Genomic DNA, 25,453 nt, shown 5'->3' with positions numbered 1-25,453 from the left:
ATTTCGTGACGCTAAACACATTATATATTGCTACCCATCTTATTAGACATTTCAGTTGGGTCTTTAATAGCGTTTTAATCTCTACCCACTTCTACAAAATATGCTCACTTAAAACACAAATCTGCCCACCTTGCTAAACCAGAAGTAACCGAGCCTTCGTAATCACCATTGGCAATAGGTACGTTACCCACTACTGATTTTATCGCCGCTCTTAAGAGTGGAGAGCGAGCAGAGCCACCTGTGATGAATATTTCATCAGGCTGTATTTGTGCTTGTGCGAGAGTCTCTTGCACTAACTTTTGGATTTTAAGTACCGGGCGATAAATAGATTTTTCCATTTGCAGTATAGAAACAGGAATATCTATACTCTCAGCAGGCAGCTGCAAAGTAGCAATAAAGTTATCGTTATTAGATAAAGCAATTTTTGTTCTTTCTGCCTCAGCCACAATACTATGGCCTAAGGTATTGTCGTACACGTCTATCAGCCTTGCCAGCTTATCTGGCTGCTTAGCCGAAGACTGCATACTCTTCAACTCTCGATAATTAGCCCGCGAATAAAAGGTTTTTTGGGCAATCACATCGTTAATAGCAATACACTCCCAAAATGGCATATTGGGCATAGGTAAGCCAGATTTAGCATCGGTGTCTTTACCAAATTCAAACATAAAACTTTTGCTAGCAAGGTGGATATCTAAGTCATTACCGCCAACAAAACTGCCAGCATGCCCCAGCAAAGATTCCGCACGTTGCTCTTTACCTACCCAACTAGGCCCCATGCGTATCAAAGAGCAATCTGAAGTACCACCGCCAATATCCACCACCAGCACATTTTTGTCAGAGGTTAAACTCGCTTCATACTCTAACCCTGCGGCCACCGGTTCAAACTGAAATTCGATATGTTTAAAGCCCGCTCTAGTGGCAGCTCGACGTAAAATATCCTCAGCCTGAATATTGGCTTGCTCGCCGCCCTTATTATGAAAATTAATTGGCCGTCCAATGACAGTTTCAACTACCGGTTTACCCAATGACACTTCAACCTTTTGCTTAATATTGGCCATCATGGCACACACAATATCTTCAAATATGGTGTAACGAATTTCATCTAAACCCAACAAGCCTAAAAAGGATTTAGGCGATTTCACATAGTAATAGTCGGTTGGGTCTTCTAGATACAAAGCCGTAGCTTGTTTACCAAAACGAATATCATCAGGTACCAGATCTATGCCTTCTCTTTTGTTGGTATTAATCGAGTTTTGTAGCAAGGTTTTACCCACACTACTGATAGGTAAAATTTTTAAGTGTCGATATAGGTATTCAGTAACCGACTCTCTATTAGGCGCGCACAAGGTAGATGAAAGTAACACCTCTCCTTCGTTTAATGGAATGGACTGAACCTTATTATTAACTATGTGTGCAACAGAACATGTGGCGGTACCGAAATCAAAACCAACGGCCATTATTACCTCTTAAAAGATTATATCTAGCTGACTACCTGAGCTCTAAAATAAACGACTCTGTGAACAGCAAGGAAATGCTGAGCTTATATTTTACAGAGAACACAAAGAAAAGACACGATGGCTTAGCTGAAAGATAAGTATCTGTATCTTATGGTCATTACAACCCAGTGAAGGCTGACGGACTCGGGTGAGCGATTTACAGACATATTAGAAATTGTCTTATAGTCTAGGTTAAGGTCAGTTTTCGACACAGAGTAGACTAAATAATCAGGCTACATGGTCGAGGAAAGCCTATGTCATTTTCGGTTCATAGCTACCACGAAGCAAAACTGAACTAGTCTCGCCCCCGCAGGTCCCTTTATAGTGTTAAATTGAATAAGGTCACATCACCTTCCGCATAAATCCTGCATTGATTGACAACGTTATATTTATGGCGGCGCTGTTCACATAAGCTAAGAGCTAAATCATTAGCCTGATTCTGAGATGACTTGTTTACAACATAAGAGTATGCGTACCCCCCATTATCAGCAATGGCTAGTGCAAACGCTTTGTCATATTTAAAATCAAAATATTTCCGAAACGCCTCATTTATTGTACTGATAACCTTTTCAGCTGTGCTGCCTTCTGCAGGGGCAACCTCTACTATTTCATCTTTAAAGGTTAGAGTGTTTAAGAACTGCTCTGCGTCACTACTACTCTTTCGATTAAGCCCATTATAAAGACGCTTATAAAAGTCTATTATCTCATCGTCATTTAAATTTATATCATCTAAATGCGTCTGAACAAATTTTGGCTCTGTACGACTGAGGTCATTCAGGTAATCAATTTTATAGCGGTTAACATCAATATCATTTTGCGCTGATAACCAATTCATCGCATTAGAAGCTTTTGCATCCGGCCATGTCCGCATTATGTCTTTTATCGTTTTAAGCTTATTCGACGAATTTGCTAAATGGTAATCTGCGGCAGCCTCAGGCTCATTATACATCCAATAATGAAAGGCAGTGTCGCTTAGCTCTTTACGTTCAATGATGTTTTCAATGTCACCCAATCGCGCAAACACTGCATCAGGTGATATTTTAACCCAACTCATAAGCACTGAGCTCAATATGGACATATCATTCAACTGCCTTAATTCGTTAAATAGATTGAGGTGGTCATCATCTGTTTTTAACCCATAAGATAAACCAAACATACTATTCTTAAGGTTTACACCCATATTTTTAAACTCGGCAAGGACGGAAACCAACTGTTTTAAGTCAGCTTTAGCTAATACTTGAATCAATGCTGTATTTTTACTTAAATCAATCTCTTCAATTGAGAGCCCCAGCATTTGATTTAAAAACTCAAACCCTAACTCAGGATTTTTCTCAGCTATTTTCGCTTTTATTGATGCTAAATAGTAAGGAAAGTCAGGCATTGAAATATGCTCTTGTGCAAATGCTAGTGCTTTGTTTGGAGCCTTCTCAATCAATAGCGAAATAATCATTTTATTTAGTGTGTTACGTTTAGCATCAATCTCATCTTCAAACATCGACGCTAACGTCATCAACTGTGCTACAGATAAAGTTTCAAGGATCGCATACAATTTTATTGTGGAATGACTATGATTAGGACTTTCAACTAACATGGCTAATAAGCGGCTTACTTCAGCACCAACTTCGTCCATTGTGGAAAACACCTTTGAAGCCGAATTTAATGCAAGTGTAGTCTCAGTATTAATTTTCGAATTCGAAGTAGATTCAAGATTTTCTGAGGTCGTTTCTCTGTCAACCCAAGTGTTTTCTGGGTTTATAACTTTTTTAGATTTAAGTGGCCCATTTTGACCAGTCACATAACCTATCGCAAAAGCAGTAACAAAAGTAATGATTATGGCTGTGGTAGCTATCCAATAACTAACTTTCATGAAACTCCTTTTTTAAAAAACTGTTATCTAGACAATCACAATAAATGACTTTGCTAAGTACGTCCAATTAAACACCCACCACCACGATGATTTTTGAAAGGCTTTGAAGGCTATTCTTGTTTTGAGTTCAAGTCAGCGCTTATCGAGACACCCATTGTAACAAAACAATAAAATACACTTTAAATCAATATTTTACAGAAAATAGCATCGTAAAGAATAGTGATGGAGTGACCAAAACGGTACTTGGTGAAGCCGATGTTTTTGACCTTTACCGACTATAATTTTTACGTTGGTTGTCTATGCCCTAAGTTGAAGTCACGTTGAATATTGAGGTGGCGCTCGCAAAGGTCGTAATAGTGTTGTTTATGTAGACGTTGGAGCCATTACAATCTTGATTAATTGTTCAATAGTTCACTAAGTTTTTTCCTGAGCGTATCACGTAATAGTAGTGCGGCCGGAGTAACTTGTTTACGGGTTGGGCATATGAGATTTAGCTCCACTGGTGATGAACCAAAACTTGGCAATATCCTAACCACCCTGCCTGCATGTAAATCTTCTGCCATATCTAAACGTGACTTATACGCTATGCCTTTCCCTGCAACGACCCAACGGCGAACAACATCACCATCGTTACAACTGCGATTACCATTCACTTTTACTTTAACGCTTTCTTTCTTGCCTTCTAGGTTACAACTGAAACTCCACAAATCGAATAAACGATTTTTTAACTGATAAATAAGACAATTATGTTGTTTCAAATCATTTGGATGTGATGGCATACCGAAAGAACTAAGATAACTGGGAGATGCACATAGTATCCTATCAAAAGTGGCAACTTTAAAAGCTATCAATGATGAATCTTCGGGTTGACCGTAGCGTAAAGCAAGATCAACTCGGTCAAGATAAAAATCTGCCATTGAGTCACTAACATTTAAATGGATAGATAAATTAGGGTGCAGTTCCATAATTTCATCCATACAGTCTATAAGTACATTTCGACTGAGATCTGAAGGTGCTGATATCCTTAACTCACCAAAAACCTTTCCTTGTAACGCATTCATAGATGCCGTGCCTTCTTCCAGAGCATCGAGAGCCTGTCGGCAGTGCAATAAAAAATGCTCACCTTCAGCAGTAATTCGCAATTGACGGGTTGAACGAATAAATAGTTGTACCGCTAGCTCTTTCTCTAAACGCTTCAGAGCGGCGCTCGCAGCAGCTGAAGTAATATCTAACTGTTGGGCGGCATTCGTAATACTTCCGGAATCGGCTATTCGAACAAAAAGGGCGAGGTCATGAGTGTTCATTGTCAAAATATTTTTGATTATATTTCATTTATTACCCCGTTTATATCACATATTAATTAATGAACAATAGTACCCATTGTAAATTAATGAAAAAGTGTGGAGTCGTAATTTTGGACAATATAAAAAATGCCTGTAATGGAGATCCCTCCCTCAAAATTTTACAAGTTGGAGCCGTTGAATTGGCTTATCACGATGTGGGTGACGGGCCACTGGTTATCTTGCTCCATGGATTTCCAGACACAGCTTATACATGGAAAAAGACTCAAACTATTCTTAAAAATGCCGGCTACCGCAGCGTTGCACTTTATTTACGTGGATATTTTCCTTCACAAATACCAGCCGATGGTGACTATAGTCTATCTACGTTAGTTTATGACGTAATTAAACTTGTAGAAAAACTGGGCTATAAAAAGTGCATTCTTATTGGCCATGATTGGAGAGCAATGATTACCTATGCTGCTGCCTTGCTTCACCCCAATATAGTGACCAAAATAGTCACCTTGGCGATACCGCCACCTGCAGTAAGCCTCACGAATATAAGAGAAAGAATTGCTAGGCCGCATAATATATATTTAGGTTGGGGAAAAATTGCCCATTGGTGGGTTAACAGAAAAGAACTTAAAGCGTTAGACTTTTTTTATCGACAATGGAGCCCCAATTGGTTAATTCCACAGCAGCACATGACACATATCAAACAGGTATTCTCATTGCCCGGACGGACGGCTGCAGCGGTAGATTATTATTCGGCGCCAATGGGTAAAGAAGTAGAAAGCATCATAAATTCCCCTATTAATCAGCCAACATTGGTTATTTATGGACTCGATGAACCCAAGGTGCGACTCAGTATGTTTTCAAACGCAAAAAGCGTACTCACAGATACGAGTGTCGTCTCTGCCTTTAAAATGGTCGGCCATTGGCCTCACAGAGAGTCACCGATTAAATTTCATCAAAAACTTGTAAAGTTTTTAGCTGATATTAATATTTCCTGACGCATGAAATTAAAAAATAATCGGGGTCAGATGAACATTAAATCAATAAATCTTGAACTGATTTAGATGTAGCTGTCTTTACTAAGGTTTTTCGTTCAGAGGTAAGGATATCGAGCGAGTAGCCTTCCCCGAGTTTGCCTGATTGGTTTCCACAACAAAAGTCTAAGACATAGAAAATAACCTTGTTCTGACCCCATTAGTTCACCCGATAGTTCGTGAAACAGCTTTAAAAGCGATTCCGGCTCAAAAGACTACCGGAATGAAACGTTTGTGATGGATGGACTAATCCATGATGAAATAACGAGTTGGCGGTGGAGTGATGTTGTATTAATGGTATGACAAACCTATGGGAGTAGCGCAATTGAAATCTCAGATTCACCTACGAAACTAGTTACCCCCCTTCAGTCTCGGATCAGTGGCTTTGGCCCCAATTATTTCACAGACGTCAAACCCTATTTGTAAAAAACTCAGGAGGCTCAACGAGTTGATTCATTGAGCCTCCTGAGTTTTAATCACTTCTTACTTTGGGAGTTTAGCAGTGATCCCCCGCTTGGCTAAGGATTTTAAGCTGATTGCTTTTTCACAAATTTAGCAGTTACCATCATTTCACCAATACCATCCACTTTGCAGTCTAACTCATGGTCTTTTTTATCAAATATTCTTCTAACCAAAGCTTTAGTTCCAATCTTAATAACTTGTGAGCTACCTTTAATTTTTAAATCTTTAATCACTGTCACTTTATCGCCATCAGACAATAAGGCTCCATTGGCGTCTTTGATTAGTATTGCATCATCATCTACTTCACCTGACTGAGGCCATTCATGACCACATTCAGGGCAAACATACATATCCCTGTCTTCGTATGTATAAGTTGAGTTGCATTCTGGGCAAGCTGGTATATCGCTCATTGGAGACAATCCTAGGTAATCATATAATTACCAAGATTATCCGTGGTTTAGCAACTAAATACTAGAGTTGGAATATAGGAGTGTTGATTAAAACGTTACGCTTGTTGACGTAAATAAGTCGCTGTACTTGGCGCAACACCAAAATTAGCACTACTTGCATTACCAAGAAGTGAGCTGATAACACCTAGCAATGAAAAATGATGAATAGCATGACTCGATACAAATACTAACTCTCTGGCTAACGTTGACTTAGTTTGAGTATTTTGTGTTTCGTTAACAGAGGTTTCGCAGATAACACTAATAGCCAAATCTGCATCTAACTCACTTACTTCGTGTAGCCAAGCTTCAATTTCAGACCATGTCGCCAATGCAGTAGTTAAACAAGACTCAACATTGGAGTGCCTATTGCGCTTATTGTAGTTAACTAATCCATGGGTAATGCCATCTTTTAGGGCTAGGTAATGATCTAAAATATGTCGCATGTGCGCCCCTGCACTACTAGCAAAATGTGGTTTGAGAACCTTTTGGTAGCCATCTGGTGTGATCTTTAACAGAAAGTCTTTAGCCTGCTGAACGGTTTCCAATTGACCTGTTAACGCTATTGTATTGTTGAGCATGTGCTACCTGTTTTACTTATATATGTGATTAATTAATTCTGACACGGGTATGACCATGACCAACCGTAAAAACTTTCATTACCAGATTACACTTTTTAGATTCAATTTAAAAAGGTTGTCTAACTAAGGTCTATAAAATTACTACATTTATATTACAAACATATTATTCGAGAAATCATTGTTTTACATTAGTTTAATGTAAGCAAGAACGCTATTTTTACATAACTTACTCGCTCTTTTCATCACAAATACTTCACTTTTTACACCTCAAGCACTACTTATATTCTATAAAATCAAATTCTCGATGTATTTTACCCCTTATCATAAAAAAACAAAGTAATCCTTGACCTGAATCAAACAAGATTCTAAACTTTCAATAATTACTGAAACTTTAGAAGATTAGGAAAGCGATATGAAAATGACACCTATGATCGAAACCTTTGTGATGCACTTTGGCGAGATGGGTAGCCGCTGGGGGTTTAACAGAACTGTTGGCCAGATATACGCTTTGCTAGTTATCACTAAAGAACCCGTTAGTGCGAACCAAATTGCTGAAGCCCTTAGCATATCCAGAGGTAACGTCAGCATGGGCATTAAAGAGTTACAATCTTGGCAACTCATACAGCTGCATCACAAAGCAGGAGATCGCAAAGATTATTATCAAACTAATGGCAGCATATGGGATATGGCTAACAAAGTATTTGAAGAGCGTCGTAAACGTGAAATGGACCCAACCCTCTCATTATTAAGAGATATTTTATTAGACACAGCTGCCAATGAAAACGAAGTCTATGCTCAAGAAAAGTTGCAAGAAGTTCACGACCTACTTGAAGGAGTAACTAAATGGTCAAGCGAATTACAGCGACTCAGCCCTGAAAAATTAGACACATTAATGAAACTCGGTTCCGGAGTCGGGAAAGTACTAGATATTAAAGAGAAACTCTTAAAACGTACCAACGAATAACACTTAACATAAAAAATTAGTCAAACCTACATTCTTAAAACCATCTTTTAAATTAAATATAGAGGTGTCCTATGGACGACGTCTTCCTGTTGTCTCGCCTGCAATTTGCAGCCAATATTAGTTTTCACATTTTATTTCCTAGCATAAGTATCGCGTTAGGCTGGTTTTTATTTTACTTTAAGCTCAGATTCAGCATTAGCGGTCACCCAGTTTGGATGCGAATTTATCGTTTCTGGGTCAAAGTATTTGCGCTGACCTTTGCAATGGGAGTGGTAAGTGGCATAACTATGTCATTTCAATTTGGGACCAACTGGCCTGGCTACATGGAAACGGTTGGAAATATAGCCGGTCCTTTATTGGGTTATGAAGTTCTCACCGCGTTTTTTCTAGAAGCCACTTTTTTAGGCATTATGTTGTTTGGTATACACAAGGTGCCAAACTGGGTGCATACACTGTCGATATTAATTGTGGCAGTAGGAACGACTATCTCAGCTTTTTGGATAATCGTACTGAACTCTTGGATGCAAACACCTGCAGGGTTTGAAATGCGCGAAGGCGTAGCGCACGCAGTTGATTGGTGGGCAATTATATTTAACCCTTCTTTTCCTTATCGCTTAAGTCATGTTTTATTAGCTTCAGGGTTAACAGCATCATTCTTGATAGCTGGTTTGTCTGCTTATCGTATATTGAGAGGCGACCATAAGAAAGCGCCCAGACTGGCTTTAAAAACGGCAGTATTTGCAGCCGCAATCTTAATGCCTTTGCAAATATTTGTTGGTGATGCACATGGTTTAAATACGCTTGAACATCAACCCCAAAAAGTTGCGGCAATGGAAGGTATCTGGGAAACAGAAAAAGGTGTGCCTTTATTGTTGTTTGCCATTCCCGATGAAAAAAATCGTACTAATCATTTTGAGTTGCCCATTCCAAATGTGGCTAGCCTTATATTAACTCACGATCTTGAGGGTGAAATTAAAGGCTTAAATGAATTCATCGGCGAGCACCCGCCCGTTGCTCCGGTATTTTATGGATTTAGAGTAATGGTAGGTATAGGTGTATTGATGCTTATTGTTGCTTGGTATTGCAGCATAACACTTATCCGCAAAAACGTTCTTAGTTCAATGCCTCTTTATGTCCTGCTAGCTATGACCTTCTCTGGGTGGGTAGCCACGCTAGCGGGTTGGTATGTAACAGAAATTGGACGTCAACCTTATCTGGTGTCAGGCGTGCTAAAAACCGTAGATGCAGTCACCGATATCGCGCCAGAAAACGTTGTCTTTAGTTTTATTCTGTACATGTCTGTTTATGTGGTTTTACTAATTGCTTATTTGCATACCCTATTTTTAATGGCAAGAAAGTCCGTCGAAATTGAAGAGATGCGACCTGAAGAAGAAATACAGTCACCGTTTAAAGGTATTGCCAACAAAACAATCGAGCAAGGAGCATAACTATGTTTGCTGATTATAATTTGCCCATAATCTTTGCAGGTCTTATGGCCCTGTCTGTAATTGTATATGCCGTTTTAGATGGTTACGATTTAGGAGTTGGTATATTACTCCCCTTAGAAAACGACCAGCAAGCTGATCAAATGATAGCTTCGATTGGCCCATTCTGGGATGCAAATGAGACATGGTTAGTACTGGCCGTGGGGTTATTACTGATAGCGTTTCCAACTGCTCACAGTGCCATACTCAAAACCTTGTATATTCCAACAGCCATAATGTTAATTGGACTTATATTACGTGGCGTAGCCTTTGATTTTCGTGCAAAGGTAGCTCAAATTAATAAACATCGCTGGAACCAAGTATTCAAGATTGGTTCATTTATCGCCAGTTTAAGTCAAGGATACATGTTAGGTAGTTTTGTAATGGGATTTGAATCATCTGTGGCGGCTTATCTATTTTCAGCCTTGAGTGCGCTCGGCGTAACCTGTGCATATGCATTAATAGGCAGTACCTGGCTAATTTTAAAAACAACAGACTCAATGCAATTACGTGCAATAAAATGGGCAAAATTAACAGGGGTAATTAGCTTTGCTGGTATCTTAGCGGTGTGTATCGTAAACCCCCTCATAAACTCCTTTGTATTTGACCGTTGGACCACAGCGCCTTTTGTTTATTTTGTAGCCTTTATTCCATTTGCCTGCTTTACCCTGCTAACGATAGGCTACCTTGTACTCAATAGGTTACCGTTAAAAGATGATTCAGCTTGTTGGCTACCCTTTTTAATTACGGTAATTGTCTATATTTTTTGTTTTTGTGGCTTAGCATTCAGTTTTTATCCCTATGTAGTTCCTGGCGAATTAACCATATGGCAGGCTGCAAGTGCGCCAGAATCACTCAGATTTATTCTTTACGGAGCCTTAATTGTAATACCTTGCATTTTAGCTTACACCGTTTTTTCATACCGTATATTTTGGGGTAAAGTAGAGGAATTAAGATACCATTAGTTCGATAACTCACATGATAAATTCTGTTCATAAAAAGCACTTTGACGAATATGGTTTTGTTAAGTTACCTAACTTTTTCGTCGAAGGTCAGCTTTCCCCTATACGAGAGCTAGTAGATGTTTTTCATCATGCTTGGTGTAAGGATAATTATGCGTTTTATTGTAACCAAGCAGTAAATAGCTCTGGCTTAACGTCGAAGCAATACCTAAATAATTCAGCGAGACTACGCTTATTTCGACTGATTTGTGACACATCGGTACTCAATGTAATTGAGCAGCTGATTCCTAATCCACTATTTATGGGAACACAGCTCTTTTTTGACCCTATCACCTCTAACCAAGCTAATTATTGGCATAGAGACCTTCAGTATCACTTAACACCTTCAGAGCAAAAGGTCGCATTGACTGGCCCTGAAGTTCTGCACCTTAGAATTCCCCTTAAAGATGAGCCCGGTATAGAGTTGATACCTGGCACTCACAAGCAATGGGATAATGAAGAAGAATTACAAGTACGCTTGCAGCAAAATGGACATACGAATGCAGAGCACTTATCTCGAGGTAAAACACTCCCCTTACAATATGGAGATGCGTTAGTGTTTTCAGCCAATATGATCCATCGAGGCTTGTATGGCAATAATCGGCTTACCTTAGATATTTTATATTGCGAAAGAGCCACACACCTCATTGAATTTATTAATGTAGCGCATCAACCACCGCCATCAGTAAAAGAAAAACTAAAACAAAATATATTTTTATAAACCCCCTCATTGTAATAAATCCGTCACCCTAGCTTCACGTTACTGTCACCCTGCTTTCGTATCCTTACCAAAAAATTTATAACTAAATAGGGATACAGCCAATGACAATATCAACATTTTATAGCAAAACAGCTATCGCCTTAGCGATAACGTTATCAATGACAGGATGCGCCCTAGAAGGCGATGATGGTGCTGACGGTGTGGCAGGGTCACAAGGTGAAACTGGCACAAATGGTCAAGATGGCGCTGATGCGAATGCTGGCATAGAGTTAAGTTTAGTTGGCCGTATTCAATTAAATGAAGATGACCCAGAGGGCGCAGCTGAAATAGTACAATATCATGCTGCCACCAATACCATTTATGCTATCAACAGCGCCGCTGCCGAACCCACAGTGGTGGTTATTGATGCAACCTCAATTACAGATGAAGCGGTTTCTAATCCACTTACAGCCAACAACATGACGTCCAATGCACTTGTACTCCCCACTACACAAGAAGGTATTGATTTAGAAAACCCAACCAGTGTTGCAATTTCGGGTGATTTAATGGCGATTGCCGTTCCTGCCGATGATAAAGCAACTAATGGTTTCGTATTATTTTATAATGGCTTAAACGAAAATGCGCCAGCATTTATGAAAGCGGTAGAAGTGGGTAATTTACCCGACATGGTAACCTTCACACCTGATGGTTCAAAAGCCCTTGTGGCGAATGAAGGAGAACCAAGTGGAGACTACAATATCGATCCTGAGGGTTCAGTATCCGTTATAACCATAACGGATAACGCACCTGCCGATACCGCGATTGCAATTGACTTCCGCGCTTTTAACAGTCAGCAAGCAGCACTCGAAGCACAGGGCATGCACTTCCCTAATCCAACCGGTGAAATCATAAACGGCACCTTAATCGACATCAGCGTAGCGCAAGACTTAGAGCCAGAATACATTACAGCTACAAATGAAGTCGCTTATGTGTCCCTGCAAGAAAACAACGGCTTAGCGATTATTGACTTGTCTGACTACAGCGTAGAAATTATTGGTTTGGGCTTTAAAGACTGGAGCCCATACCAATTAGACGGCATGGAAGATGGCACCGTAAGTTTTGGGCAATACCAAGATGTATATGGTATGTATCAGCCAGATACCATCGCCTCGTTTACGTGGAAAAACGCGACGTTTATCGTTACAGCAAACGAAGGGGATGCTCGCGAATATTTCTTTGATACTTTAAATGCGGACGGTGAGCAAGACGAAGACTTATGTGACGCAGCTGGCGGTGTAGATTTTGATGATGATGATGGCTGTTTATCATATACAGATGAAACACAAGCTAGGCGTTTAGACTACGCTTCTGGTTCAAACCTAGACACCATAGCCGGTGATGATCCTGAAGATGATGACTTTACTAGCTACCCTCTGGGTCGCTTAACCGTTACATCGGCTTTGGGCGATGACGACCAAGATGGCGAGTACGAAGCGATTTACGCCTACGGTGCACGCTCTTTCACTATTTGGGACAATAACGGTTTAGTCGTATTTGACTCTGGTGATGATTTTGAACGGATCACAGCATCAATTCATGGTGATACTTTTAATAACAATAATGATGAAAACGAAGGTGACTCAAGGTCTGCTAACAAAGGTCCAGAACCAGAAGCTTTAACGGTTGGTGTAGTAGGTGACAAAACTTATGCCTTTATCGGTCTTGAGCGTATGGGTGGCATATTTGTTTACGATATAACGAACCCATACAATGCCGAGTTTGTTGACTACGTCATCAATCGAGATATTACCGAAGGCGGCGACTTAATAGGTGATAGTGCCCCTGAGGGGATGGTGTTTGTGGATGCGCAGAGTAGTCCAACGGACAAAGCACTATTCATTGTAGGTAATGAAGTCAGCGGAACAGTATCTGTATGGCAAATAGCAGAAGACTAACCACAAACAGCTACACGTTATTCTATAAAGCTGTGACTTAAGCAAATTAAAACGCCGTTATTTTCTCAAATAACGGCGTTTTTATTGTCTATTACGAGCTACCTATCGCTTTTCACATTAAATACTGTTTTAAAGATCGTATTTATCTTTCATCAAATATGCAAAGGCGGTATTAAATGCCACTTCTTGAAACATCTTCAATCCCGTTTCAGCCATGGGTACATGCACAGGGTTACGTTTTAAAGACTCTTTAATCTCAGTTGGACTAAGTACTTCTACATCAACATCTTGTAATAACTCTAATGCAGCTTCCAATTTAAACCCTACGGCACCACCAGCAAACTTACCTTTCATAGGTCGCTGACGAATAACAATTTTATCAATTTTATAATCAGTAACGAGTTGTGAAAATGACTTTTGGAAGTAACGTATATCTTTACTAATAGCATTTTTAGGTAATGTAAACTTTCGAGCTCGGCAATCTGGAATTTGAAACACTTCTTCTTCTAATGATAACAAACACACATTTGCATCATTTCCACTTAACTCAACACCACATACACGCATTATTTCTCTCCCAAACTTAATTGGTGTCAGTATAACTCAAAGTGCTAATTGACCACAGCTTTCACTATTAAATTAATTCTTGGGTAGCAAACATAACTATAGGAAGCTGCTATGCTGATATTTACAAAGACGATAACTCAAAGAAAAATACACCATGTGCAAAGATACTTACAAACTAAGAAATAGCCTACTTATTCTTATGTTTTTGCTCTCCTTCCCCTTGCAGGGTAAACAAATCGCGTTTAACAAAACTCAAAATGGGGCAGATACTTTGTTCCATTATCGCTGGGACACTGAGTTAGAACAAATGTCCGAAATAAACTTCAGACTAGCCACTAAAGAGTTCAATGTAAAAAGCCACAAACATTTTGTTCCAGATCTGGCACAACAATATGTGTACATAGAGTTACATAAAGAAGCTCGTAAAATTGACCCTCGGGAAGCCCGCATTCAAATAAACAAAACAGGCCAAGATATTCAGGTAAATGTAAAAAGTCGCTCTGACAAACTGTTAAGCAAGTGGCGACAGTCCATGGCACAAAGCCAAGTAAAGGCATTTGACCAATATCTTGATGATAATTATTACAGCCGCTTCCAATCATATTTAGGGCAAGAAGCCGTAAAACCAGACCATTTACGATACATTAATGAAAATAAAACCTCACTACTTCCCATTGCACAAGCAATCTATGAAATGGTGCCTGAAAATAGTGATTCGCGAGATTACATTCGATTACTATTAAGCTGGGTTCAAAGTATTCCTTATGACAAACTTCAAGATCGCATGACATCAAATGGAGCTGGGTATCTGCCTCCGCTATCAGTCATTGCGAATAACATTGGTGATTGTGATAGTAAAAGTGTGCTTATGGGGAGTTTAGTGCGATCACTCTTGCCAGATATAAAAATGGTAATGGTTTATCTCCCAAATCACGCTCTACTTGGAATTAAACTCCCCTTTAGACCTACAGAAAAAACCTATGAAATCGAAGGGGTAGATTACACTTTAATGGAGCCAACAGGCCCAGCACATATGCCGCTTTCAAAAATATCAGCGACTAGCGCCAGGAACCTAGCTTCTCGTATGTTCACATACGAAGTCGTGCGTTAAGTGCCTTAATTAAGTAAATCCTTAAACTAATAAAGCTTGCACAATACGGTCAGCACCATCACGCAATGGGTCAACGCAAGGTAAATCAAATTTCTTGCTAAGTTCTGCACATATTTGTTTGCCTTCATCCACACTCACACTTGAAGTATTTACTGCAAGGCCTACCACTTTAACATCTGGGTTAGTTAATTTGGCGGCTTGGAGGTTTAATGCAATGGTTGTCTCAATACTCGGAAATTGACTACTTGGAAGCCCTCTCATATGGCTACGATTTAACGCATGACATACTACTAACGCATCTGGCTGTGACCCATGTAGAAGCCCCAAACTTACACCGGCAAAAGCTGGGTGAGACAATGACCCTTGTCCCTCAATGACATCCCAATGATCAGGCCTATTTTCTGGAGATAGCGACTCTGATGCGCCAGAAATAAAGTCCGAAATAACACAGTCAACAGCTAGTCCTTGCCCCGCAATCAAAATACCGCATTGTCCGGTGGCACGAAAATCAACGTTAAGCCCTAATTTTTGCATAGCTTTTTCAATACTCAATGAAGTGTACATTTTTCCCACTGAACAGTCTGTACCTACGGTAAGTAGACGTTTACCGGAACGTTTTATGCCAGTGCCAGTTGCAAAATTTTGTTGGGGATGGCGAATATCTAAAAGTGCTCTTTTAGTCTGTTGTGCCTTTTCAACGAGTTCGGGGATATCACTTAGCTTTTGATGTAAGCCAGACACAATATCCATACCTGCATCCATGGCCTCTAAAATATAGGGCACCCATTTTTTATCTAGTATCCCACCACTATTAGCGAATCCCAGAATGAACGATTTAGCCCCTTTATTAGCGCCTTGCTTAATTGTCATTTTTTCCATGCCTGTACTCACAGTACAACCATTTACACTGAACTCACCTATACATAGTTCAGGTCTCCAAGTGGCGACCCCACGAGCCATCTTAATAGCAAGTTGATCGGTTGCGTCACCAATAAATAATAAATAAGGAGTAACAATTTTCATATTAATGTCCATAAAAAAAGAGGGGTACTAGAAGTTTTGCATGCAGTGTAATGGAGTGCTTTGATAATAAAAGTAACAAAGTTTTTGTTGCTCATAACTAAAGGCTATAGGTGGGTTTAAACGTTTTAAATATTTGAGATACCTTGCAACAAATAAGGTAAAAACTCATCGATTAATTTTGTTTTGTTTTGGCTCTCTAGATGTACAGCTTTAATGTCAAAAGTTAGCGGTGGTTCAAATGAAGCAATAGCAATCTTATCGGTTAAATTTCCTTGGGCTGTAGAGCGATCTACCACACATACGCCAAGGCCTTGGGTAACCAGCCTGACGGCAATAAAATACGTTTGCACATTAATTGAAGACTTAAACTCAATATCTTCTTCTAATATTCGAGCCAAAAACATCTCCCCTAAAGGACCACTGTCTCTTATATCAATAAACTCCATATTACTCACATCTGCAAGGCTTAGTTTATCAGGACAATCCGGAAACACTTGCTTTGGGTAAACAATCACTAACTCAGACTGAGCTAGTGGAGTGGTAACAATTGAAGGCATCGTACTTGGAGAAAATAATACTCCTAGGTCGCATTTGTATTCTACTAAAGACTGCATCACCGCATTATTGTGGATTGTTTGGATATTAAAACTAACATTTGGAAAATCTCGGTGATAATTTGCTATCACATCAGGAATAACGTCAAAACCTAACGCTGGAGTAATGCCCAAAGTAATATTGCCAAATTGAGACTTTTTAATGTTTTGAGATAGGTTTCTGATAGAGTGAATTTGCTTATAAATTTTATCCACTTCGTTAAATAGCACCTCAGCTTCATCTGTTGGAGTTAGCCTACCTTTAACTCTTTCGAATAAATTAAAACCAAGCTGTAATTCGGCGTGAGTCAAGACTTTACTGACAGAAGGTTGTGATACGTTTAACAGCTTAGCCGCATTCGTAATAGAACCCGTCGTATATATGGCATGAAACACCTCTATGTGACGCAAGCGCATGTAATTACCTTTAAGAAGCTACAGAGTACATGTGAATATCAATAATTAAAATTAACAATTAGAAGGCCCGACAACATAGCTGGCTATGTTATCGAACCTCATTTTGGGTAGGGTAAACTATAACTGCTCTTCAGCAAACTCTGCTAAACGACTGCGTACTACACCATCTAAATTTAGAGTGGCACTCCCCGAGAAGTTTTTGAACTTCTCAACCAAGTAGGTCAAACCAGAAGTAACCGCACTTAAATAATTACTATCAATTTGCGCTAAATTCCCACTACAAATTAACTTAGTACCTTCACCACAACGGGTAATGATAGTTTTAAGTTGTGAGGCTGTGAGGTTTTGGGATTCATCTAAAATTACAATGGCATTTTGAATACTACGACCACGCATAAAATTAACCGACTTAAACTGTATATTGGCTTTCTCCATGATGTAACTCATTGAGCCTTTAGTATTTTCATCATTTTTATGGAGCACTTCCAGAGAATCAGTAATCGCCGCTAGCCAAGGCGCCATTTTTTCTTCTTCAGTTTTCCTAAGATCCACACTCACGTTGTCAAAAACTAAAATACACAATAGAATAAAATAAATAAGTGGTTATTTAAAATATAACATTACAAGCAAGCTATCAAAATACAATAAAAATGAATAAGTAATAGAAGTATTTTAATGGAAATAAACTCAAACAAGATTTGGACATCCAAGGAATGGGAATCTCATGCAAATGATCTTCTTCGCGAAAGATATCAATCCTCTTCAAGCTACATTCCTATACCAGATACTGACGGTGGCGATGGTGGTATTGAAGGATTCTCATTAGATGGTAACGCCTATCAAATGTACTGCGCTGAAAACCCAATGACAGTTAAAAAGTTATATGAAGACCAGCGCGATAAGATGACTACTGATATTGGTAAGTTTATTAACAATACCGGTAAAATGTCCGGCTACTTTGGTGAAACAAAAATAAAAAGGTGGATTCTTGTCGTACCTACTCATAAATCACGTCATCTTGTTAACCATGCTACCAAGAAAACACAAGAAGTAATCAACGCAAATTTACCTTATGTAGACAACAATGAATTTAGAGTACTTATTTGGGATAGAAACGACTTTAAACGAGAAGAAGCTAGTTTGTTATCTCAAGGCATCGCAATATTAAAACTATCACCTATTGAAGTAACTGATACAGATATTACGGATTTCTCCGCAAGCTCTTCTTCCGAGTTTAATGAAAATATAGACTATAAATTATCTAAACTTGCGACTTCTGAAAGTAGTATACAGCGAGGAAAAGAAAGGCTTATAAAGAGTGCAATTATAAGCCAAAATATGCTGAGTGAACTTAAACAAGATTATGGTCAAATATACGAGCAAGTAATGAATACCGCTATACATCGAGCTGAGCAGCTTGATATTGAAGCTTTTGACTCTCTTCCCGAAATGCATTCTCTTAGCTACCAGATAAATAGGCTTTCTGAACAATTACAAAACAACTGCAATTTGCATAAAGAAAATATAACAGTGATATCAACAGGAACGATATCTGACTGGTTAATGAACTGCACTCTAGGCTTTGACTAATGGATATTTTTAATTCTATTCCCAAAAAAGGTATCACTTTTAACCATAGAGGAGCACCTCTAGACCCTGATTTGCGTCCACTTTGGCGTATATCTTTGATATTGATTATCTTGAAAAAGCTTTGCTCCGGACAAAAAGCCAACTCAAAAAAGGTACAAGCTTTATATTCTCTCGTTTCCTCAGAGAAAAAACGAAACGCTTATCCTGTTAGCAACAACGCTTTAGCTTCAACTAAACCAATAAACATACATTTTGATCCTCTAGTTGACAGGGCAGTTGATATGGGAATCGGATATGACTTATTCAAACTTGATGATTCGAAACGCGTTTGCCTTACAGATAAAGGTGAGAATTTCAGTAAAAAAATAGAAGCAGATTCACATATATTTACTGTCGAAAAGGATTACATGAGCCAATTTAAGAAAAGCCACTTTACTGACAAAGTAATAAATACTCTTATTGCAGGAGATCTATTGTGAGTAAATTAATAATCGAGCAGCTATCAATTAGAACGAGAACAAGTGACGGTTTGTATGGCGTTGACATCCCCTTTCAAGACGGACTAAATGTTATTCACGCAGAGAATACGCATGGTAAATCTACATGCATGCAATCGATAATTTTTGCGCTTGGACTTGAGGGCAGCTTAGGTCCCTCAAGGAAAGTACCATTAAAAACAGCACTGACAAGTCAATTGAGAACATCTAATGGTTCAATGGCACAAATTATTGAATCGAAAATATATTTGCAGTTACACAACGGTGTTAATCGCATCACAATCTTTAGAAGTAGTATCGAAGAAAAAGCAAAACTAGTTTCAGTATTTAACTCTTCAACGATTGAACAGGTATTATCTAATAGAAGTAGTGCTTCTAAAGATTACTTTTTAAGAGACGAAGGCTCTGCTACCAGAGAACGTGGTTTTCACCACTTTCTGACAGGCTTTATGAACATTTCATTGCCAGAGGTAATGAAATTTAATGGTAGTGAATGCCCTTTATATTTAGAGGCAATTTTTTCTATTAACTACGTTGAGCAAACTCGTGGTTGGGGAGGAATTTTAAATATACTTCCAACGTATCTAGGTATAAAAGATCTATCAACTCGGATTATAGAGCATACGCTGGGCTTAGAAGTTCAAGAATATGCGCAGAAAAAGCAGGCACTTAATCAAAAGAAAAAAGATGCTGAACGAAAATGGGCTATTGCGCTAGACAACCTTATATCGATTGCAGGCAGTAGCAAAGGCTTCGTATCAAATGAACTAGATGAGAAAATCGTCAAAAATACTGTAGTTTCAGAAAAAAGCTATTTATATTTATTAGTAAACGATGAAAAAAGCTCTTTTCAAGATCGTATTAACTATCTTAAAAGCGAACTAGAACTAATTAGTTCACGCGTAAATAGCTCTCAAGTTAACACTGAGAAAGTAAACGAATTAGAAACGCAGTTGTCTAAATATAGTAACCTTCTTTCAGAACAAGAAAAAGCTATCTCTATACTTGTATCTGATTTAGATACCTCTGAAAATTACATCGACTCAATAGAATTAAGAATTCACGATGTCAAAGATAGCTTGCGCAGATATAAAGATCTTGTTCGCTTAGAATCTATTGGCTCTGAAGAAGAGTTTAGATTTGACTTTAATAGCTGTCCAACTTGTCATAGTGATATAGATGACTCACTTCTTTCACAAGCGAAAAACAACCAAACAAAAGTTCTTGGGCTTGAAGACAATATAAAATATCTAGAAAAACAAAAAGAAGCTTTTGATGCGCTTTTACTAGGAGAAATAAAGAACACAAGCTTAAAACAAGCCCGATTGACTGAGGGTAAAAGCAAACTTGCCGAAACGCGTACACTGATTAGGGCTATAAAAGATAGCTTAATTGATTCCCCAAGAGCCCCATCAAGAGTAGATATCAAAAAAGAACTAATTATAGAGAGTGAGATAGATAAACTTGAAACAGCAATGAATGATGAACATAAGCTCAAAGAAAAGCTCACTTCTGCGTTAGTTGAATGGAAACTAGCATCGTCTGGATTGAACGCTATTCCACATTCGGGCTTAAGCCAAAACGACTGGAAAAAGCTAAAAGCACTTAAAACTAGTTTTATCAATAATCTTGAACAATTTGGTTATAGCAGTAATTCTTTGAGTGACTTTGAAATATCACAAACTAGCTATAAGCCTACTTTAAATGAGATTGATATCAACGCGGAAGCTTCAGCAAGTGACAATATTCGTGTTATTTGGTCTTATTTATATTCTGTTTTAACGCTCGATCATACGACCAAACTATCAACCAACCACTTAGGTTTATTAATAATGGATGAGCCTCGACAGCAAGAAGCCAAAAACGAAAGTTTCACTAACTTCATATCCAAGGCTGCCAATGTGAAAGATATGGGTAAACAAATTATTATTGGTACTAGTGAAAAATACACTGATCTTCTTGAAGCATTAGTTGGTAAAGATACTAATCTCCAGCATTTTGAATCAGATATCATTAAAAAACTTAGTTAACCTGAACTCGGTTTAAGAAATTGAACTAAATGCCTGTTCCAAGATCGGATCTTTCGACCAAAAACGATTCGATTTAAACAAGGAACAGGCATGAAGAATTTAGTTGAGTTGTACTGCGATGTCGATGATTTTTGCAAAGTGTTTATCCCACAATGGCAAAGGCAAAGGCAAAGGCAATTATTGGCAGATGGCAGCAGAAAAAGACGTCGAGAGGGCCACATGTCTATCAGTGAAATCATGACGGTGGTGATTGGTTTTCACATGAGCCACCACCGTGATTTCAAAAATTATTACACCGGTTATGTGTCAGTATATTATAAAAAAGCGTTCCCTGATTTACTCAGTTACACCCGTTTTTTAGAAATGATGCCACGACTCATTGTTCCCATGTGCGCCTATTTCACATCACTAAAGGGTAAGCCTACAGGTATTGAATTCATTGACTCTACTAGCTTAAAGGTTTGTCATAACATCCGTATTCCTCGCCATAAAACGTTTGATGGTATTGCACAAAGAGGGAAAGGAACGATGGGCTGGTTTTATGGTTTCAAATTGCATTTGGTCGTGAACTATAAAGGTGAAATTGTGGCGGCAAACATCACCACAGGCAATGTCCACGATACCCAACCTGTCGAAGAACTGGCTAAGGGGTTACCGGGTACGCTTTATGGTGATAAAGGGTATTTGAGTAAGAAATTAGAGGCTAATTTGTCAGAGAAAGGTGTGAAATTAATCACGACCGTTCGTAAAAACATGAAGGCTAAAGCGATATCTATGTGGGACAGAGTGATGCTGTCGAAACGCTTCATTATTGAAACGATAAATGACCAATTGAAGAATATTTCATTCATTGAACACTCAAGACATCGCAGTGTACATGGCTTTACCCTCAATTTATTGGCTGGATTGGTGGCCTATTGCCTAAAAGAAAACAAGCCATCCCTTAATTTAACTGACGTAGAGCGTAATTCCATGGTCATGGCTTAAACCGATCTGGGGTTAGTTAAGCATCACTCTTTTTACTGTTATCGATTTAGTACTAATACCCAATAATTAGTAAAGGCGCATCTTTAACAGCAAGTAATTAGTCATATGCCAAAAGGGTGAGAACAACTCACTTTTTTGGTATAGCAAAGTGCTCTTTTGATTAATACACTCCTCACCTTACCTCGAAGCTCCCCGACTAAAAATATCCCAAACACGGTTAAAAACTAGATATTAACTTTAAAGCTACTGCACACTTTGAGTCGAGCTAAGTTTTAGGTTACCTTCGAAGTGGATGGCTAATTGCGGACAATGTCAGGTTCCAACTGTGGATTGGCATTGTCCACGTCTTCGAAGAATTCAACACTACTATCAATTGTAATATGAGTAATTACTTTTCAAAGGAGTACAAAATAGTAACCGTTGAAAGGTTATTATTTGGCGGCAAACAAAATCTATAATAGACCTCAACTGTAATTATGGAATTACTTTGAATACGCAAGCTTAAGACTAGAATCAGTGAAAATAAAAAATCCACATACGCTCAAGCAAGCTTTAGCAAATATTAAGCTCGAAAACTTGTCTCCATCTCACGAAGTAAGTGTACTTCTGCAACAAGCATTAGTGGATGAGAACATTGACACAGAGGACATAAGAAGCCTGTTACGTTCTGCGCACCGTACTGATGAAAAGCGTAAGTAAATAAATGAATTTGCTTCGCACCAAAGTCTGATAATAGTTTATGAAAAAGTACCTGAAGTTTTGAGCTTGTAACTAATTTTGTAGTTAACTGCTTACCATCTTGCGGATGAGATATTGTACCACTCCCCATAAACTCTCTTTTAGCTTTAACAGTAATAACTATGCCACTACAGAAGAACCTATTTGGCGACTTAATGAATTATAAAACAACTTCAATTTAATTTCTTTAAATCAATATTTTAAGTAACTTCCGAGTAGTTCAACTAACTATTTAGGCTTCATGCGTTCTATGGTTCTATGAACGGTTGCCCTGCTAATACCGTATTTTCTAGCTAATGCTGAAATAGACTCACCATTTAATTTATCTTTATGTAATGATTTTGCTAGCTTATTAGACAAAGCAGGCAATCAGCCCATGTGTTTACCTTTAGCTTTAGCTTCTTCACGACCTTCTGCTGTTCTGGCTTTAATTAAATCCCGCTCAAGCTGAGCGAAAACGCCACATAGGTTAATCATAGCGGTAGAAAATGGATTATCATTAACAATGTTTAGTGGACCATCAATGATATTTAAACACGCTCCTTTGTTGTGAATACTTTCAATAACTTCATCACCTTCTCGTATAAAACCTATGAGATCTTTTAACTTCTCATCATTTTTAATCGAGGCACCACTTTGTTTCCCTTGGAATATTTTTTCACAACCATGAGCGTCCAACTTGGACAGTTGAACTTGTAAATCTTGTTCTTGAATCGAAACTCGTGCAAAACCAACTTTCATATGCACGAAACCTATACCTTTCGTACAGGCTAACCAATAAGTGAACAAATATGGGTTGTGATCAATTATTAGTTTGAAAAAATAAAATTACCCACTAAACTTAATTAAGTTAAATAACTTAATTAACTTATTTGGGTGAAGTATGGGTAGAAGAGCTGAATTTACAGACCAACAAATTATCGAAGCGGGAATTATCATCGAAACAGAAGGCAAGCTTGTAAGTCCTTTTGCAATCAGAAATAGATTAGACGGCGGAAGCTCAGAACGAATAAAAAAAGTATGGGATAAATACGTAGCTCAAAAAGAAGTGGTAGTTGATCAAAAAATTGAAGAAATTGACCTACCTAATGAAATTTTAGATAAATTAGAAAAGAACCAGCAAACTGCCAAGCTCCAACTGGAGAAGTTAGCACTTGAAAGCTACCGGGTAGCCCAACAAGTAGCAGAAAAGAGAGTTAAATCTACTATTGAAGATTACCAAGCCAAAATTGCTGAATTTGAAGAATCCGAAAATCAAGCTTCTTTAGCTATCGACTCAAGTGATAGAAAAATAGATCAACTTGAATCAACTATTGAATCTTTAAGTACGAAAAATGAAAAACTGTTAGCAGAAAACTCAAAATTACAAGGTTCACTCGACACTTTGATTGAACATACCCTTAAATTAGAAGAAAAAGAAAAACAGTACGACATATTACAACGAGAGTTTGGAAAGCTTGAGGGAAAATTAGAATCAATACAAAAAACGTGATGTAGTGGCATAGTTAATTTGGCCACCTAACAAGAAATGTTATGCTGCTAGCATAGCAAGATTAGGTGACAAAAATGAAGAAAAGTAAGCGACCTACTTATAGCCCAGAATTTCGGTTAGAAACGGCTCAACTGGTAATTGACCAAAACTACACTCAAGATGAAGCGGCAAAAGCAATGAATGTTGCGCCATCGACTATTAGTAAATGGGTGAAACAACTCAAGCAAGAGCGCCGTGGCGTTCAGATTAAGCAAACACCTATGACGCCAGAACAGATTGAAATTCGTGACCTAAAGAAGCGTCTAGAACGGGCTGAATTAGAGAAGGAGATATTAAAAAAGGCTACCGCTCTGTTGATGTCGGACTCCATGAACAACTCTCGTTAGTCGAGAAACTGAGCCAGAGCGATAAACGCGTTTATTCAATAAAGCTGCTGTGTGAGGTATTTGGAGTCCATCGCAGCACATTTAAATATTGGCGTAAAAGAGATAAACGATTGCCGCCTGAAGTGGCCAAATTACATAGTCAGGTGAAAGAAGTTCATCGGCAAAGTAATGGCTCAGCTGGTGCGAGAACAGTCGCAGTGATGTTGACTAACAACGGTTTCCCACTGACTCGCTATCGAGCCACCAACATCATGCGCAAGCTTAATTTGGTGAGTTGCCAAATCCCAAAACATGCCTATAAGAAGGCAGGGCAAGAGCATGTAGCTATTCCGAATATATTGGATAGGCAGTTTGCGGTAATTGAGCCTAATCAGGCATGGTGCGGCGATGTAACGTATATTTGGACTGGCTCGCGTTGGGCCTATTTAGCTGTAGTATTAGATTTATTTGCAAGAAAACCAGTTGGATGGGCAATGGGCCGCTCACCTGATAGCAACCTAACAAGTCAAGCCCTGACGATGGCATTTGAGAGCCGCGGCAGACCTAGTAATCTGATGTTTCACAGCGATCAAGGAAGTCATTACACAAGCCGTCAATTTAGACAATTAATTTGGCGGTATCAGATTAAACAGAGTATGAGTCGGCGGGGAAATTGTTGGGATAATAGCCCCATGGAACGCTTCTTTAGAAGTTTAAAAACGGAATGGATACCGACAACTGGCTATGTGTGATTCATA

General features: G+C 38.7%; 23 protein-coding genes and 2 pseudogenes. 14 read left to right on the top strand and 11 right to left on the bottom strand.

Translation table 11 applies throughout. From position 1 onward, the window contains the following. Positions 1-104: 104 nt before the first annotated feature. From yegD to ABJD71_RS01480, 3 genes are all read right to left on the bottom strand, one after another. On the bottom strand, positions 105-1,457 hold the full coding sequence (yegD, locus tag ABJD71_RS01490) for a molecular chaperone (protein ID WP_348163433.1): 1,353 nt from the start codon (positions 1,455-1,457) through the stop codon (positions 105-107). Between the two features lie 358 nt (positions 1,458-1,815). Next, complete coding sequence (locus ABJD71_RS01485) at positions 1,816-3,363, bottom strand: hypothetical protein (RefSeq protein WP_348163430.1); 1,548 nt, start codon at positions 3,361-3,363, stop codon at positions 1,816-1,818. Positions 3,364-3,758: 395 nt separating this feature from the next. Beyond that, positions 3,759-4,667 carry a LysR family transcriptional regulator gene (locus ABJD71_RS01480; protein ID WP_348163427.1) on the bottom strand — a complete coding sequence of 303 codons (909 nt, stop codon included), beginning with the start codon at positions 4,665-4,667 and terminating at the stop codon, positions 3,759-3,761. 110 nt (positions 4,668-4,777) lie between these two features. On the opposite strand from ABJD71_RS01480, the gene ABJD71_RS01475 reads away from it, so the two are divergent. Next, positions 4,778-5,656: an alpha/beta hydrolase gene (locus ABJD71_RS01475; protein WP_348163424.1), complete on the top strand. Its 879-nt coding sequence runs from the start codon at positions 4,778-4,780 to the stop codon at positions 5,654-5,656. 563 nt (positions 5,657-6,219) lie between these two features. On the opposite strand, the gene ABJD71_RS01470 is transcribed toward ABJD71_RS01475, so the two are convergent. Both ABJD71_RS01470 and ABJD71_RS01465 read right to left on the bottom strand, forming a co-directional pair. Then, positions 6,220-6,564: a zinc ribbon domain-containing protein YjdM gene (locus ABJD71_RS01470; RefSeq protein ID WP_348163421.1), complete on the bottom strand. Its 345-nt coding sequence runs from the start codon at positions 6,562-6,564 to the stop codon at positions 6,220-6,222. Between the two features lie 95 nt (positions 6,565-6,659). Then, positions 6,660-7,181, bottom strand: a complete 522-nt coding sequence (locus ABJD71_RS01465; RefSeq protein WP_348163419.1) for a hypothetical protein — start codon at positions 7,179-7,181, stop codon at positions 6,660-6,662. A gap of 412 nt (positions 7,182-7,593) precedes the next feature. Between ABJD71_RS01465 and ABJD71_RS01460 the strand changes: the two genes are divergently transcribed. The 5 genes from ABJD71_RS01460 (at position 7,594) to ABJD71_RS01440 (ending at position 13,285) form a co-directional block, all read left to right on the top strand. Continuing rightward, positions 7,594-8,145 carry a MarR family transcriptional regulator gene (locus tag ABJD71_RS01460; protein ID WP_348163416.1) on the top strand — a complete coding sequence of 184 codons (552 nt, stop codon included), beginning with the start codon at positions 7,594-7,596 and terminating at the stop codon, positions 8,143-8,145. A gap of 71 nt (positions 8,146-8,216) precedes the next feature. Continuing rightward, the gene (locus ABJD71_RS01455) at positions 8,217-9,593 is read left to right on the top strand and encodes a cytochrome ubiquinol oxidase subunit I (protein WP_348163413.1); all 1,377 of its coding nucleotides are present in this window, start codon (positions 8,217-8,219) and stop codon (positions 9,591-9,593) included. A 2-nt stretch (positions 9,594-9,595) separates the two neighbouring features. After that, on the top strand, positions 9,596-10,594 hold the full coding sequence (gene cydB, locus ABJD71_RS01450; protein WP_348163410.1) for a cytochrome d ubiquinol oxidase subunit II: 999 nt from the start codon (positions 9,596-9,598) through the stop codon (positions 10,592-10,594). A 13-nt stretch (positions 10,595-10,607) separates the two neighbouring features. Further along, positions 10,608-11,351: a phytanoyl-CoA dioxygenase family protein gene (locus ABJD71_RS01445; protein ID WP_348163407.1), complete on the top strand. Its 744-nt coding sequence runs from the start codon at positions 10,608-10,610 to the stop codon at positions 11,349-11,351. Positions 11,352-11,452: 101 nt separating this feature from the next. Beyond that, a complete protein-coding gene (locus tag ABJD71_RS01440; protein WP_348163405.1) occupies positions 11,453-13,285 on the top strand; it encodes a choice-of-anchor I family protein in 1,833 nt (610 codons plus the stop codon). Between the two features lie 129 nt (positions 13,286-13,414). On the opposite strand, the gene ABJD71_RS01435 is transcribed toward ABJD71_RS01440, so the two are convergent. After that, entirely contained in the window at positions 13,415-13,852 is a 438-nt protein-coding gene (locus ABJD71_RS01435) for a DUF3010 family protein (RefSeq protein ID WP_348163402.1), read from the bottom strand. Between the two features lie 154 nt (positions 13,853-14,006). Between ABJD71_RS01435 and ABJD71_RS01430 the strand changes: the two genes are divergently transcribed. Then, positions 14,007-14,963, top strand: a complete 957-nt coding sequence (locus ABJD71_RS01430; RefSeq protein WP_348163399.1) for a hypothetical protein — start codon at positions 14,007-14,009, stop codon at positions 14,961-14,963. Positions 14,964-14,984: 21 nt separating this feature from the next. Here ABJD71_RS01430 and dgcN read toward each other — a convergent pair whose 3' ends face one another. The 3 genes and pseudogenes from dgcN to ABJD71_RS01415 all read right to left on the bottom strand — a co-directional run. Continuing rightward, on the bottom strand, positions 14,985-15,986 hold the full coding sequence (dgcN, locus tag ABJD71_RS01425; RefSeq protein WP_348163396.1) for an N-acetyltransferase DgcN: 1,002 nt from the start codon (positions 15,984-15,986) through the stop codon (positions 14,985-14,987). Between the two features lie 125 nt (positions 15,987-16,111). Continuing rightward, the gene (locus ABJD71_RS01420) at positions 16,112-16,996 is read right to left on the bottom strand and encodes a LysR family transcriptional regulator (RefSeq protein WP_348163393.1); all 885 of its coding nucleotides are present in this window, start codon (positions 16,994-16,996) and stop codon (positions 16,112-16,114) included. A 117-nt stretch (positions 16,997-17,113) separates the two neighbouring features. Continuing rightward, positions 17,114-17,533 (bottom strand): annotated as a pseudogene (locus ABJD71_RS01415) (PhoH family protein); the annotation flags it as partial. A 138-nt stretch (positions 17,534-17,671) separates the two neighbouring features. Between ABJD71_RS01415 and ABJD71_RS01410 the strand changes: the two are divergent. The 5 genes from ABJD71_RS01410 to ABJD71_RS01390 all read left to right on the top strand — a co-directional run bounded on the left by ABJD71_RS01410 (position 17,672) and on the right by ABJD71_RS01390 (position 22,799). Further along, positions 17,672-18,586 carry a hypothetical protein gene (locus ABJD71_RS01410; protein WP_348163390.1) on the top strand — a complete coding sequence of 305 codons (915 nt, stop codon included), beginning with the start codon at positions 17,672-17,674 and terminating at the stop codon, positions 18,584-18,586. Further along, positions 18,586-19,065 (top strand): hypothetical protein, encoded by a 480-nt coding sequence (locus ABJD71_RS01405; RefSeq protein WP_348163387.1) that lies wholly within the window; start codon positions 18,586-18,588, stop codon positions 19,063-19,065. The genes ABJD71_RS01410 and ABJD71_RS01405 overlap by 1 nt, the downstream gene beginning before the upstream one ends. Next, positions 19,062-21,113, top strand: coding sequence for a hypothetical protein (locus ABJD71_RS01400; protein ID WP_348163384.1), 2,052 nt, complete (start codon positions 19,062-19,064; stop codon positions 21,111-21,113). Before ABJD71_RS01405 ends, ABJD71_RS01400 begins: the two co-directional genes overlap by 4 nt. 90 nt (positions 21,114-21,203) lie before the next feature. Next, positions 21,204-22,100 carry an IS982 family transposase gene (locus tag ABJD71_RS01395; RefSeq protein WP_348163381.1) on the top strand — a complete coding sequence of 299 codons (897 nt, stop codon included), beginning with the start codon at positions 21,204-21,206 and terminating at the stop codon, positions 22,098-22,100. 516 nt (positions 22,101-22,616) lie between these two features. Continuing rightward, the gene (locus ABJD71_RS01390; RefSeq protein WP_348163378.1) at positions 22,617-22,799 is read left to right on the top strand and encodes a hypothetical protein; all 183 of its coding nucleotides are present in this window, start codon (positions 22,617-22,619) and stop codon (positions 22,797-22,799) included. A gap of 267 nt (positions 22,800-23,066) precedes the next feature. On the opposite strand, the gene ABJD71_RS01385 is transcribed toward ABJD71_RS01390, so the two are convergent. Together ABJD71_RS01385 and ABJD71_RS01380 are read right to left on the bottom strand one after the other, a co-directional pair. After that, entirely contained in the window at positions 23,067-23,198 is a 132-nt protein-coding gene (locus ABJD71_RS01385; protein ID WP_348163375.1) for a helix-turn-helix domain-containing protein, read from the bottom strand. 9 nt (positions 23,199-23,207) lie between these two features. Next, positions 23,208-23,579 (bottom strand): recombinase family protein, encoded by a 372-nt coding sequence (locus ABJD71_RS01380; protein ID WP_348163372.1) that lies wholly within the window; start codon positions 23,577-23,579, stop codon positions 23,208-23,210. A 142-nt stretch (positions 23,580-23,721) separates the two neighbouring features. Between ABJD71_RS01380 and ABJD71_RS01375 the strand changes: the two genes are divergently transcribed. Together ABJD71_RS01375 and ABJD71_RS01370 are read left to right on the top strand one after the other, a co-directional pair. Then, positions 23,722-24,330: a DNA-binding protein gene (locus ABJD71_RS01375; RefSeq protein ID WP_348163369.1), complete on the top strand. Its 609-nt coding sequence runs from the start codon at positions 23,722-23,724 to the stop codon at positions 24,328-24,330. Positions 24,331-24,404: 74 nt separating this feature from the next. Beyond that, positions 24,405-25,441, top strand: a pseudogene (locus ABJD71_RS01370) (IS3 family transposase); the annotation flags it as partial. Positions 25,442-25,453 lie beyond the last annotated feature (12 nt).

It is taken from the genome of Paraglaciecola sp. (assembly GCF_039943935.1).
Classification (GTDB): domain Bacteria; phylum Pseudomonadota; class Gammaproteobacteria; order Enterobacterales; family Alteromonadaceae; genus Paraglaciecola.
Note: the sequence above shows the minus strand (reverse complement) of the source record. Positions and strands in the feature narration are given on the sequence as shown.